Here is a 13,346-nt window from a genome sequence, read left to right as displayed (position 1 = left end):
GCCGCATCACCCCGTTCAGTCCCCGCGACCAGCCGCCGCTGCCGGCACCTCCGGCGGCGCCAGCAGATAGGTCGCGAAGCTGCCCAGCCAATGCGCGCCGGCATAATGGGTGTCGCCGACCGCGATCAGGCCGAGCTTGCGGTGCTCGGTCGCGGCCGCACGCAAGGCCGGAATCCGGCGGTCGCCCGGGGCCAGCCCGCGGGCGATGCCTTCCAGCATCCAGGCGCGGCTGAGGTTCAACCCGTCGAGGTGGGCCAGCTTGCCGTCCGCCGGGTCCAGCACCAGCCCCGGTGTCAGCCAGTCGCTACGGGAGCGGCGCGGGATCTGCGGCAGGAAGGTCTTGAGCCAGCGCGAGAATTCCTCCGGTGCCAGCACCCGCCGCATCAGATCGGCCTCGGCCAGGCACGGCGACAGGAAGTCCTGGCCGGACGGTTCGTAGGCCAGCGGGCAGTTGCGGTCGGCCAGGTAGTAGTAGCGCGAGCGGGCGATCAGCGCGTCGCGCAGGACCTGATCGCCGCTGATCCGGGTCCAATCCAAGGCCAGACCGAACGCGAACGCGGTCTGACTGTGTTCGCCGACCCGGATCGGCTTGGTCAGCTTGGGCAGCCAGCGCAGCAGGCGGCCGGCGGCCTCGCGTTCCAGCGGCTCCAGCGCCGCGGCCCATTGCCGCGCCTGCGGGTCGTCCCAGCCGCGCAATTGCGCGCCCAGTTGCAGCAGCCAGGCCAGGCCGTACGGCCGTTCGAAGCTGTCGTCGTCGCCGCGGCGCAGGTAGGCCAGCTCGCCGGCGATGTTCTGCGCGGTCAGGTTGCGCGCCAGCGCTGCGCGCGCGGGCGCCGCGATCGCCGCCTGCGGAAAGCGCTGGACCAGACGCGCCAGCAGCCAATGGCCATGGACCGAGGAATGCCAGTCGTAGCAGCCGTAGAACGCCGGATACAGCTGGCTCGGCGCCTGCACGTCGCGCGCGTTGTCCAGGCGGTGGGCGATCTTGTTCGGGTATTCGCGACCGACGCAGCTCAGCGCCAGCCCGGCGAAATGGGCCGCGTGGGCTTCGTCGAGCACCACGTCCGGCGCCGGTGCCGGGATCGGCAGGGCCTTGGGCACGGCCTGCTGCTGCTGCGCGATGGCGGCGCCCGTCCACAACACCAATGCCGCGATCAGGCTGCGTCGCGCGGTCGCACCCCAACGGTTCGTTTGCTCCCGACCTGCCCCGCCCTTGCCCATGACGCGTCCCCGCCCGTGATCGACTGCGCAGTCTACGATCGCGCGCGCCGGCGCGCTTCGCCGGAATCATCCGTTATGATCGCCGTCCCTCACACGCAACGCGCTCAAGGCGGCACGACATGACGGTGGTAAGCGTCGAACAGGCACTCGCGGGCAAGATCCCGGCGGGCGGCGAGGTCACGGTACGCGGCTGGGTACGCACCCGGCGCGATTCCAAGGCCGGACTGAGCTTCGTCAATGTAAGCGACGGCTCCTGCTTCGCGCCGATCCAGGTGGTCGCGCCCAATTCGCTGGCCAATTACGACAGCGAGATCAAGCATCTCACCGCCGGCTGCGCGGTGGTCGCCACTGGCAAGCTGGTGGCCTCGCAGGGCCAGGGCCAGGCGTTCGAAATCCAGGCCGAAACCTTCGAGGTGGTCGGCTGGGTCGAAGACCCGGAGACCTACCCGATCCAGCCCAAGGCGCATTCGCTGGAATTCCTGCGCGAAGTCGCGCACCTGCGCCCGCGCACCAATTTATTCGGCGCGGTCACCCGCATCCGCAACTCGCTGGCCCAGGCGACGCACCGGTTCTTCCACGAGAACGGCTACTTCTGGATCAGCACCCCGATCATCACCACCTCCGACGCCGAAGGCGCCGGACAGATGTTCCGCGTGTCGACCCTGGACCTGGCCAACCTGCCGCGCGACAAGGCCGGCGCGGTGGATTTCTCGCGCGACTTCTTCGGCAAGGAAACCTTCCTGACCGTGTCGGGCCAGCTCAACGCCGAGGCCTACGCGCTGGCGATGAGCAAGGTGTACACCTTCGGCCCGACCTTCCGGGCCGAGAACAGCAACACCACCCGCCACCTGGCCGAGTTCTGGATGATCGAGCCGGAGGTCGCGTTCAACGACCTGGCCGCCAACGCGCAGCTGGCCGAGGATTTCCTCAAGTACCTGTTCCGCGCGGTGCTCGCCGAGCGCGCCGACGACTTGGCGTTCATCGCCGAGCGGGTCGAACCGACCGCGCTCACGCGTCTGGAAGCGTTCGTCAACGCGCCGTTCGAACGCATCGACTACACCGATGCGATCGCGCTGCTGCAGAAGTCCGGGCAGAAGTTCGAGTTCCCGGTCGAATGGGGCCTGGACCTGCAGACCGAGCACGAGCGCTGGCTGACCGAGCAGCACGTCGGCCGCCCGGTGGTGGTGACCAACTACCCCGAGCACTTCAAGGCCTTCTACATGCGCCTGAACGACGACGGCAAGACCGTCGCGGCGATGGACGTGCTCGCGCCGGGCATCGGCGAGATCATCGGCGGCAGCCAGCGCGAAGAGCGCCTGGACGTGCTCGACGCGCGCATGGCCCAATTCGGCCTGGACCCGACCCATTACGGCTGGTACCGCGATTTCCGCCGCTACGGCACCGTCCCGCACGCCGGCTTCGGCCTGGGCTTCGAGCGTCTGGTGGTGTACGTGTGCGGGCTGAGCAATATCCGCGACGCGATCGCTTATCCGCGTGCGCCGGGGAATGCGGAGTTTTGATTTTGAAGGCGCGTTGATCAAGTTGATCGGTCACGCGCCTTGCTTTTGACTTTCGCCAGTCATTCGCTTTTGCTCATCATTCCCGTGAAGGCGGGAATCCAGAGACTTCAGGGTCTTGTCGCGATAAAGCCCTGGATCCCCGCCTTCGCGGGGATGACGGTCTGAAACAACGCGGCGATTGCGAAGCAATGCGGCCTTCCTTGGTAGCCGCTTCGCCCCGCCCATGAGGTAAAACAGCGTGATCCTGTTCCTGGCCCTGACCTTCGTAGGCATCGCGATATCGGCCTTCTGCGCGTTCGCGATCTTCTGGCCGCTGGCGCTGGTGCATCTGCGCGATCGCCATCCGCCGCTGCGGCATGCGCTCGGCGAGGCGGCCTTCGTCAATCCGGCGGCATGGAGCTGGCTGCTGCGCCAGCGTTACCGCGCCGCCAGCGATCGCAATCTCGACGGCCTGGCCACGCCGGCGCGGGTGTCGTTGCTGATCGTTTTCGTTGCGCTGGCCTGCGCCGGCGTGTTGTGGTTCCTGTCTGCGGTGGTGGCGTGATGAGCGAATATTCCGACGAAAGCTGGTGGCTGGCGACCCTGGGCCGGACCGTGGTGTGGGCGCGGTTGCGCGTGCGCGAGGCCGGCACCGCCGAGGTGTTCGACAGCGACGGCAAGATCCTGCCCTACGACAGCGAGGACACCGCGCGCGCGGCGTTGATGGACGCCGAGTTCGTCGAACTCAGCGGCCTGGACGACGACGATGCGCAGGCTCGCGGTTTCGCCCTGGCCGAGCTGGTTCCGCCGCGGGCCGGCGACGATGCCGCGCTGGCCGCGCTGATGATCCAGAAACTGCCGCAGCCGCACTGAGCCCGGACATGTACCTGCCGCGCGCCTTCGCCGAAACCGACCTGGGCGCGCTCGATCGCCTGGCCGAGCAGTACGACTTCGGCACCCTGATCACGGTGCGCGACGAACTGCCGACGGTGAGCCATCTGCCACTGCTGTACCGCCGCGACGGCGACCAGGTCGAACTGCGCGGCCACTGGGCACGCCCGAATCCGCAAGCGCGGCACGCCGGCCCGGCCCTGGCGGTCCTGCAAGGCCCGCAGGCCTACATCTCGCCGGGTTGGTATGCGGACAAGGAAACCGCGGCGCGGGTGCCGACCTGGAACTACGCGATCGCGCATCTGCACGGCCAGTTGGAAACCTTCGAGGATGAGGCGGGACTGGCCCAGGTCGTCGACGATCTGAGCGTGCGCCACGAGACCCGCATCGGCAGCGACTGGCGCTTCGAAGTCGAGCGCGACGAACTGCGCCGGCAACTGCGCGGCATCGTCGGTTTCCGTCTCCGGGTCGAGCGCATCGAACTCAAGTTCAAGCTCAGCCAGAACCATCCCCTGACCAATCGCGAAAACGTCGCCACGCAGTTGCAGGTGCAGGACCGCGACGACAGCCGCGCGGTCGCGGCGTTGATGCGCGAACGCATGCGGCACACCGTCGCGGACGATTGACCGCGCATCATCTTCCACTCGCGGCGCATGTCGCGCTGCCGTCATCGGAGATCGACATGGACCTCAACCTCACCGGCAAACACGCCCTGGTCTGCGGCGCATCCGAAGGCATCGGCCGCGCCGCCGCGCACGAACTGGCCCTGCTCGGCTGCGACGTGACCGTGCTGGCGCGTCGCGCCGAAGCGCTGGCCGCGGTCGCCGAGAACTTGCCGCGCAGCGGCGCGCAGGCGCACGGCTGGATCGCCGCCGACGTCGCCGATGCCGCCGCGCTGAGCGCGCAGGTCGAAGCGCTCGCCGCCGGCAAGCCGGTGCATATTCTGATCAACAACACCGGCGGCCCGCCCGGAGGCCCAGCGCATTCGGCCACCGATACGGCCTATCTCGACGCTTTCTCGCGCCATCTACTCGCCAACCAGACCCTGGTGCGCGCGGTGTTGCCGGGCATGCGATCGGCGCAGTGGGGCCGCGTGGTCAACGTGATCTCGACCTCGGTCAAGGAGCCCATCGTCGGCCTCGGCGTGTCCAACACCATTCGCGGCGCGGTCGCGAGCTGGGCCAAGACCTTGTCGCGCGAGCTCGGCGGCGACGGCATCACCGTCAATAACGTGCTGCCCGGTTACACCCGGACCGCGCGCATCGAACAGATCGTCGGCGATCGCGCGCGCACCACCGGCTTATCCGAAGAAGCCGTGATGGATGCGATGCGCAAGACCGTACCGCTCAATCGCTTCGCCGACGCCTCCGAAATCGCCGCCTGCATCGCCTTCCTGTGCTCGCCGGCGGCGGGTTACGTCAACGGCGTGAGCCTGGCGGTGGACGGTGGACGGATGCAGTCGATCTGAGGATTGCCGGATCGAGCGATCGCGCGGGTGTTTTGTAGCGCCGACGCTATTGCTCAACGATCACGCCTGCTCGGCGACCGCGGCGCCATAGCGCCCAAGACGCGAGCGCTCCAGCCACCACAGCCCCGCGGCACAGACCAGCCAAGCCAGGAACCATGGCCACGCGGCACCGCGCGGCACGTCGCTCGCGAACATGCTTTTCGCTCGATCGCGCGACGAGGCATCGGCGGCGGGGGCGGTGTTGGACTGCGACGACACCAGCGCCAAGGTCGCTTCGCGTAATTCGCTCGCGCGCAATCCAGGCGCATCGTCGCGGCCACGCACGAAGAACGCGGTGGTACGTTCGCCTTGTTTCAACGCATGCCAGCCGGCCGCATCGGGCCAGAACGCGGCGCAACGCTCGGCGCCGCGCACCGGGTCGATCAGCAAGCTCAGCGATCTGTTTTGTGGATCGGATACCCGCGCGCCATCGGCCAGCCCGCACAGCACCGTGCGTTCGCCCTGTCGCGCCGTGCCTTCGATCCGCAATGTGTCGCGCGGCTTGGCTCGGGCCAAGGTCGCGAATGCCTGACTCCACAACTGCGCATGCAGATCGTCGCGTCCGGCCAAGGCCAGCACGAAGCTGTCGCCCAAGCTCCACAGGCCGATGCGGCCCTGCCCGTTCGCGCGCCAAGCGGCGAAGGCATTGCCGTCGGCATCGCGCAGGAGGATTTGCACTTTGGGCCCGGCCAGCGACAGATTGCGCCGGGTCAGGGCCGGCACCGCCGCGACGGGTTGATCGCGCGGACGCGGCGCGTGTTCGCTGCCGGGTCCGAGTCGAGCGCGTATCGCGTCCTCATCGATCGCCGGGGCCGGCAGCTGCATCGCGATCGAATCCGCGCCCACGCCCAGTTCGAATCCGAGTTCGCGCAGTTGTGCGCGCATGCGTGGCGACAAGGGCCCACCGATGCGCAGCATCACGCCCAACCCCGCGCGCATCGCCGCCATCAACGCCTCGCGCTGCGGCGCGCCCAGCGCATCCCAGGCGCGTTCGTCGAGCACGACCAGATCGAACCCGGCCAGGGTCGCGGCATTCAGCGCGACCGGCGCATCGCCGAGCTGCATGCCGGCACCGACGCTGATCTGGGTATGCAGCTTCAGCCCCGCATCCACTGCCCAACGCCGCAGGTATTTGAGCTCCGGTCCGGGCGCGCCGGCCAATACCAGCACTTTCGGCTGCGCGTCGGGCAATACCGCAACCGGCAGTTCGATTTCCTCGATCACACGTTGGCGGGCATCGCGCAGCCGCAGGGTGAATCCGGTCAGTCCGGGACCGCGTGCGACCGCGCTGAGCGCGAATCCGCCATCGCGATCGGGCGCGATCCGGTCCACGCGCTGCCGGCCCGGATCGAGCAGTTCGACCGTGCCGTCCTGCATGCCCTGCACTCGGCCATGTACCGCGAAGGTCGCGCCGACACCGACCCGCGACGGCGCCCACACACCGACCAAGCCGCGCGGCAACGCGGGCGGCTGGAATTCGATCGCCAGTCCGCGCGCGGCGTCGCGATCGCGCGCTTCCAGTCCCGCGCCGATCACCCGCAGTCGTTGCGTCCCAGGATAACGGCGCAAGGCCGTGGCGAGATCGGGTACGCGCTCGCGCTCCGCCGACAACGGCGCTTCCGGCAGTCCGATCTGCACCTCGCCCACGATCGCAGCACCGCTTTGCGCCGCGCCCGCGGTCGCGACCACCATCGTGCCGGCCTGAGTGCGCAACGGCGGCGGCAGCAGACTCAGATACAACAAGACCGCGAGAATCGGCTGCGCGGCGAGCAGCAACGCCAAGCGCCAGCCGCGCGAACGCGCAGGCCGATCGCTGCGGCGCTGGCGATGGATCAGGCTCGCCATCGCGATCAACACCGCGAGGCCCAGAATGGCTGCGATCAGGGTGGGCAGGTCGATGGGCCAGTGCATTGGCGAGTTCATCGTCCACCCTCGCCTTGCAGCGCTTCGAAATAGCGTCGGTCGATCGCATCGCCGACATCGCGCGGCGCGACCGAAGCCGGCGGCCGGGTCAGCAACGGCCACAGCAGACTGCGCAGTTGCGCGCGGCACGAGGCGCACTCGGGCTGATTGCGCAGGCTGTCGAGCGCGGCCGCGAACGCGAGCGGATCGGCGACCCGCGCATCGTGCTCGCCGAGCCAGCGTTCCAGCGCGCCGTAATCGATGGCCGCCGCATCGCCGCTACCCGGCGCGGCCTGCAGTTGCAGCCACAAGGAACCGAGCAAGGGATCGGCCGCATTCGCCGCGATCAATGCATCCTCGCGCCGCGCCAGACCTTTACGGTCGCCGCTCAGCCGCCGGCTCTCGTCGATCGGCGGCAGCTCCGGCCCGACCCGCGCCAGATAGATGCGGCTGGCCTGCTGCACCTGCTTGATGAATCCCAACGCCTTGTACGCGTACGGCAAGGCCAGCTTCGGCTCGCCCTGGCGCAGATGCAGCTCGGATTGCCACATCTCGTCGAGCGCGGCCTTGAGCAACTTGCGCGTTCCCGGATCGAGCAAGGTCGCGGCCTCGGCGTGATCGTGAGTGTGGCCGTATTCCTCCAGCACCGCGCCTTCTTCGCCGAACTTCGCCGGCGCCGCGTTGGATGCGTGGTCGTGATCGTCGTGGGACGCACCGTCCGTCGCAGCGGGTTTATCGCCGTGCTCGTCTTTGTGCTCGCCATCGGCAGCAGGCGCTTCATCGTTGGTCGGCAAACGCGGCTCGCCTTCGGCTTCTTCGCCTAGGAACTGGCCGTAGCGCAGACGCAACAGGCGCTGATCGACGCCGATCGCGTCGGAGCGCTTGAGAAACTCGTCGGCGCCGAGCTTGCGCCGCTGCGGGATCAAGGCTTCGGCGTCGATGATGATCTGCCGCTGGCTACGGAAATACGCCGGCAAGGTGGTCTTGACCATGCCCTCGATGCCGGTGGCTTCGCTGCCCAGATCGGCCGGCCAGCGCAGGATCAGGCTCGGGCTCAACGCAGTCTGCGGCTGCGGGCTGCGGTTGTCGTCGACGCTGAGCTGCACGATCAGATCGTCGCCGACCGCGAACCCCAGCGCGGCCAGATCCAACCGCTGCGCATAGCGTTTCTGCGTCGCCGCGCCGGTGCCGCGCAGGCTGATGCGCTGTTCGCGGAAGGTGATGTTCTCGCCGCTGCCCTGGGCCAGGGTGATGCGCAACTGCGCGGTGGCGGCCAGGCCGTAATCGTCGCTGGCTTCGAACACCAGCGGCCACACGCGCTGCCCTTGCGCCATCAGGGTCAGGCCGCGATCGGGTTCGAGCACGCGCAATTGCGGAGCGCGATCGGGGGTCACATCGAGTCGATACAGGCGTCGCGACTGCGCCGGCGCCGCGCCAGCCGCTTCGATCCGGTACAGCGCCGACTTGGGCAGGCTGCGTTGCGCGATCCAGTCCTCGCCCTGACGGCGCAGCGGCAGGCGCAGGCCATCGTGGAATACCAATGCGGCGCTGGCCGGTTGCGGTTGGAAACGCAGGGTCCAGCGCAGGTTCGAACCTTGTGGCACGCGCGCTTCGAGCGTCGGTTCGCTGCGTGGCGGCAAACGCGTATAGGCCGGTGGATCGACTCGCAGCGCCTGATCGGTCAGTCGCGGTTGACCCGGCAAAGCGGCGACGGCCGGCGCGGGCGACAACGCGTCCAACTTCGGCGCGGCGGGTTTGGGCCCAGGCCATAGCACGATGGTCGCGAACACCAGCGAGGCGACCAGCAGAGAGAGCAGCGACCGCTTCGTCGACCATGCCGATCGCAGTTCCACCGGTGCGCCATGGACTAGACGATCCTGCAAGCGCGAACGTTGCAGCGTCTGCAGGCCAGTGAGCCCCTGCGGCGACGCGAACAACAGATCGGCGCTGTCGTCCATATCCGCGCGCAGCGTGTTGAGGCGACGGATCAGCCACAGCGTGTCCAGGCTGCGGGCGCGTTGCGCACTTAACACCGCGATCAACGCGAGCGCGACGATCAACGCGATCACCGCGGCGGTAATGCCATGGAAACGCCACACCATCGCCGCGACGACCAAGGCCCACGGCGTGCAGCTCAGCGCAAGGTCGAGCCCGCGGCGAGTACGTACGCCATGCAACAGGTCGCGCAACTGTTCGCTCGCGTTCATGGCGCCGCTCCACGACGCGGCCGCGTCGCCAGCCAACGTTCGAACAGGAATACCAGCGCGATCAGTAACGCCAACCACAGCCGCAGATCGCGCGGCGGCAACGCGAACGCGGCCGCGCCGGTCGACGGCGCATGCTCGCGCGCCATCACCCGCGACGGCGGTTCGCGCGGCGGTTCGAACAAGTTGCGCAATTGCCGCGCGAACCCGGGTTCGAGCAATTCCGGCAGTGCCTGCGGGGTCAAGGCGCGGGTCCAGCGCATGACCTTGCCGCGGCCGTAACGCGCGCCTTCGACGAGAACCGCGCCGTCGGCATTGCGCCATAGCGGCACCGGCACGATCGCCGAGCCCTCGTCCGCGCCGCTCGGCCAGGCGCTGGCGGAATCGAGCAGAACCGTGCCGCCGCCGGCGATCCATTCGCTCACCGCGTCCGGCAGCGGGCCGGGCTTGAGCCACAGCAATTGCCTGGACGACGCGTCCAGCGGCTGCGTATCGAACGCGATCGAACCATTGACGCGACCCGCCGCTACCGCGCCGGGCTCGCGCCACGACGCGATCGCCGCGCGCAGATACGGCAGCGCTGCGGCGCGATCGGCGGCGTAGCGGATCGAGAGATCGGGCGCGGCGACGGCTTGCGCGGTGCGCGTCGGCATCGCGCCCGGCAGCACCCGCCATTCGACCTGTCGCGACAGGCGCGGCCGCTGCGCATCGGCGCCTTGCAGTTGCTCGGGCACCAGCACGATCACGGCGACCTGCGCCGGCAGCGTGGCATCGAGTTCGCGCAGCAAGCTCGATACCGGTAGTTCCGAAGACGTCGGCGGCGCGGGCACGGCCGGATCGAACTCGGGAAATCCTGGTGTCAGCCAATGCATGCGCGCATCCGCAGGTCGATCCAGCTCCGCCAAGGACTGCGCCTGCACACCCGGCACTACCGCAATCCATGGCGCGTCGCTCTGCGCGCCGTACAACGCCGGCCGCGCCAGCAACAACGCGAGCAAGGCCAGCAACAACAGACGCACCGCCAGCAACAGCCATTCGTCGAAGCGAATGCGGTGGCGCGGCTTGGGTCGCTGCCGCAGCCAGCGCAGCGCGGCGAAATCGGTCGGACGCTGTTCGCTGCGCCGGGCCAGATGGATCAGCAACGGCACGATCAACGCGGCCAGCGCGGCCAGACCAATGGGCAACAACAGGACCGGGTTCACGCCACCCCCGCGCCGAACAATCGCCGCAAAGGCAGATCCAGCGCCTCGTCGAGCACGTACTCGGCGTGACGGATGCCGCTGGCGTCCAGACGCGCGTCCAACGCCGTGCGCGCAGCGGCGAAGCGGCGCAGGAAGTCCTCGCGCAAGGCGGCGCCGTCGCCGAGCAATTCCTCGCCGGTTTCCTGATCGCGGAAGCGGTAGCCGCCGCGGAACGGGAAATCGCGTTCCTCGGCGGTCAGGATGCGGATGCTCAGCACTTCACGCCGCGCCGCGGCGAGCCGTTCGGCGACGGCGAGCGCGCCTTCGTCGAATCCGTCGCCGATCATGATCACCAAGTCGCCGGCGTCGATGCGTTCCCACAACGGTCGCAAGCTGTCGGCCGCGGGCCACGCGCCCTGCGCCGACAAGCCGTGCAATTCCAGCAGCAGGCGATCGCGCTGACGCACGCCGGCCGCGGGCGCGACCAGGCGCAGGCCGTCGCCGCGCAATGCGATCAGTCCGAACCGGTCGCCCTGGCGCAGCGCCAGTTCGGCCACGCAGGCCGCCAGCGCCTTGCCCGCGTGCAAGCGCGACCAGCCCGATCGCGCCGCATCGCCCTGGCTCATCGACGCGGTCGCATCGAGCAGCAACCACACCGCGAGCGGGCTTTCGCGTTCGGCCTCGCGGACGAAGAAACGGTCGGAGCGCGCGTACAGTTTCCAATCGACCTGACGCAGTTCGTCGCCAGGCTCGTAGGCGCGGTATTGGGCGAATTCCAACCCCGCGCCGCGGCTGCGGCTGCTGTGCAGGCCGATGCCGTGGTTGCCGACCGCGCGCCGCGACAGCAATTGCAGGCCGCGCAAGCGTGCCCGCACCTCGGCAGGAATCAGATCGTTCACCGTGCCGTCCGCGCCGCGCTCAACCGCCGGGCAACGGCACGCCGCGCAGCAAGGCGGCGATCACGTCGTCGGCGCTCTTGTTCTCGGCCTCGGCCGCGAACGACAGCAGCAGGCGATGGCGCATCACCGGCGCGGCCAGCGCGGCGATGTCTTCGCGGGTCGCGGCGAAGCGGCCGTGCAGCAACGCACGCGCCTTGGCCGCGAGCACCAGCGACTGGCCGGCGCGCGGACCTGCGCCCCACTTCACCCATTGCCGCACTTCCGCCAGCCCGCCTTCGTCAGGACGGCTCGCGCGCACCAGTCTCGTGATCCACAACAGCAGATCGTCGGCCAGATGCACTTCACGCACCCGCGCCTGCAACGCCAGCACGTCCTCGCCGCCCATCACCCGCGGCACCTGCGCGCTGTGCGCGCCGGTGGTCTGCTGCAGGATGTCGTGTTCTTCGCGTTCGCTCGGATAGCCCACACGGATATGCAGCAGGAACCGGTCGAGCTGCGCTTCGGGCAAGGGATAGGTGCCGGCCTGTTCGAGCGGGTTCTGGGTGGCGAGCACGAAGAACGGCGACGGCAAGGTGTGGGTCACGCCGGCATAGCTGACCGTGCGTTCCTGCATCGCTTCGAGCAGCGCTGCCTGGGTCTTGGGCGGGGTGCGGTTGAGCTCATCGGCGAGCAGCAGGTTGGTGAAGATCGGTCCGGGCTGGAAGCGGAAATGGCGATGGCCGGTGCCGTGGTCTTCCTCGAGCAGTTCGGTGCCGAGGATGTCGCTGGGCATCAGGTCGGGGGTGAACTGCACGCGCCGGAACTGCAGTTCCAGCGCCTGCCCGAGCGAGCGCACCAGCAAGGTCTTGCCGAGACCCGGCACGCCTTCGAGCAGGCAGTGGCCGCCGGCGAGCAAGCCGATCAGCAACTGCTCGACCACGTCGTCCTGGCCGACGATCGCCTGCGCGATCGCCTGACGCAGCGCACCGAGCCGTTCGAGCTGCGATTTGAGTTCGGCCTCGCTGTTGTTGTTTGCCGCGTTCGTAGTCATCTGCACTTCCCGAAAAGCGACGCCTCTGCAAGCGCCACCGTCAAAATTCCCCCCCTTTGAAAAAGGGAGGCTAGGGGGGATTTGCTCTTGCCTTCACAGCCAACTGCCAAGGCAAAAGCAAAAGCAAAAGCAAATCCCCCGCGTCCGCTGCGCGGTCGCCGCCCCCTTTTTCAAAGGGGGCAAAAGCAACAGCCGCGCCACTCACCACACTACGCCGGCATCGATTCCCGTCTCACCAAACGCCGCCTGCAATCCCGCGTCGCAACACAGGGCTTCGCATCCGCCTTTCCGATTCCCAATTCCCGATTCCCGACTCCCGGCCGTCAAGACCCCAACGCATACATCACGATATTGACCCCGAACTTAGTATTGTCCTCAGCCAAAAACCGCTTATTGCGCCAGTCGTAATCCCACTCGCAGCCGTAATCCTTGTTGCTGTACAGCACACCCAGGCGGCCATCGATTTCGATGCCCTGCAAATAGTCGTGAACCAGATCGTCGCCCCAGCCGTTCAATTCGAAACCGGTCGCCGGCGGGCCGTCGAACACGAAGAAGCTGCGGTAGATCGGGTGGTTCTTCGGCAGTCGCTTGAGCGCCTTGGCGCCGAAGATCTTGCCCATCTGCGCTTCGAACGACTTGGCGAACAGGCCGTCGATGTCGTGGTTGCAGTCGTCGACGAACACGAAGCCGCCGTTGCGCACGTAGCGTTCGAAGTTGCGCCGCTCGTCGGGGTTGAACTCGACCAGCTTGTGCCCGGCCAGATAGCAGAACGGCGCCGCCAGCATCTTCGGATCGGCCAAGGCCAGCACGTGCTCCTTCGGGTCGACGCGCAAGTTGGTGTAGTCGATCAACGAGGTGATCAGATTGGCCGGCATGCGCTGGTCGACGTCCCAGTCGCCGGAGTCGTACTTGAGCCGGGTAAACCAGAAATCGTAATCGGCCGCGGCCTGCACCAGCGGCGAACGCGCGAGCCAGGCGCCGGCTACGCCGCCGAGCATCAATCGCAGGAACT

General features: G+C 68.2%; 12 protein-coding genes. 5 read left to right on the top strand and 7 right to left on the bottom strand.

The features are described 5' to 3' along the window. Positions 1–15 precede the first annotated feature (15 nt). Positions 16–1,143, bottom strand: coding sequence for a DUF2891 domain-containing protein (locus tag AC3A4T_RS08785; RefSeq protein WP_487675194.1), 1,128 nt, complete (start codon positions 1,141–1,143; stop codon positions 16–18). Between the two features lie 197 nt (positions 1,144–1,340). On the opposite strand from AC3A4T_RS08785, the gene asnS reads away from it, so the two are divergent. The 5 genes from asnS (at position 1,341) to AC3A4T_RS08760 (ending at position 5,079) form a co-directional block, all read left to right on the top strand. Further along, complete coding sequence (gene asnS / locus AC3A4T_RS08780) at positions 1,341–2,741, top strand: asparagine--tRNA ligase (RefSeq protein WP_036104022.1); 1,401 nt, start codon at positions 1,341–1,343, stop codon at positions 2,739–2,741. Positions 2,742–2,979: 238 nt separating this feature from the next. Beyond that, the gene (locus tag AC3A4T_RS08775; RefSeq protein WP_487675034.1) at positions 2,980–3,285 is read left to right on the top strand and encodes a hypothetical protein; all 306 of its coding nucleotides are present in this window, start codon (positions 2,980–2,982) and stop codon (positions 3,283–3,285) included. Further along, positions 3,285–3,593: a hypothetical protein gene (locus AC3A4T_RS08770; protein WP_487675033.1), complete on the top strand. Its 309-nt coding sequence runs from the start codon at positions 3,285–3,287 to the stop codon at positions 3,591–3,593. The genes AC3A4T_RS08775 and AC3A4T_RS08770 overlap by 1 nt, the downstream gene beginning before the upstream one ends. Positions 3,594–3,601: 8 nt before the next feature. Continuing rightward, positions 3,602–4,237, top strand: a complete 636-nt coding sequence (locus tag AC3A4T_RS08765; RefSeq protein WP_487675032.1) for an FMN-binding negative transcriptional regulator — start codon at positions 3,602–3,604, stop codon at positions 4,235–4,237. A 56-nt stretch (positions 4,238–4,293) separates the two neighbouring features. Next, positions 4,294–5,079: an SDR family oxidoreductase gene (locus tag AC3A4T_RS08760; protein WP_487675031.1), complete on the top strand. Its 786-nt coding sequence runs from the start codon at positions 4,294–4,296 to the stop codon at positions 5,077–5,079. 60 nt (positions 5,080–5,139) lie between these two features. Here AC3A4T_RS08760 and AC3A4T_RS08755 read toward each other — a convergent pair whose 3' ends face one another. From AC3A4T_RS08755 to AC3A4T_RS08730, 6 genes are all read right to left on the bottom strand, one after another. After that, on the bottom strand, positions 5,140–7,029 hold the full coding sequence (locus AC3A4T_RS08755) for a carboxypeptidase regulatory-like domain-containing protein (protein WP_487675030.1): 1,890 nt from the start codon (positions 7,027–7,029) through the stop codon (positions 5,140–5,142). 8 nt (positions 7,030–7,037) lie between these two features. Continuing rightward, a complete protein-coding gene (locus AC3A4T_RS08750; protein ID WP_487675029.1) occupies positions 7,038–9,227 on the bottom strand; it encodes a hypothetical protein in 2,190 nt (729 codons plus the stop codon). After that, positions 9,224–10,426: a BatA domain-containing protein gene (locus AC3A4T_RS08745; protein ID WP_487675028.1), complete on the bottom strand. Its 1,203-nt coding sequence runs from the start codon at positions 10,424–10,426 to the stop codon at positions 9,224–9,226. Before AC3A4T_RS08745 ends, AC3A4T_RS08750 begins: the two co-directional genes overlap by 4 nt. Further along, positions 10,423–11,304: a DUF58 domain-containing protein gene (locus AC3A4T_RS08740; protein WP_487675027.1), complete on the bottom strand. Its 882-nt coding sequence runs from the start codon at positions 11,302–11,304 to the stop codon at positions 10,423–10,425. Before AC3A4T_RS08740 ends, AC3A4T_RS08745 begins: the two co-directional genes overlap by 4 nt. A 19-nt stretch (positions 11,305–11,323) precedes the next feature. Next, entirely contained in the window at positions 11,324–12,334 is a 1,011-nt protein-coding gene (locus AC3A4T_RS08735; protein WP_487675026.1) for an AAA family ATPase, read from the bottom strand. Positions 12,335–12,657: 323 nt separating this feature from the next. Continuing rightward, positions 12,658–13,332, bottom strand: a complete 675-nt coding sequence (locus AC3A4T_RS08730; RefSeq protein WP_487675193.1) for a DUF4159 domain-containing protein — start codon at positions 13,330–13,332, stop codon at positions 12,658–12,660. Between the last annotated feature and the right edge of the window lie 14 nt (positions 13,333–13,346).

The sequence above is a fragment of the Lysobacter sp. Soil_N_51 genome (genome assembly GCF_057655755.1).
This window is presented reverse-complemented; position numbering and strand designations above follow the sequence as displayed.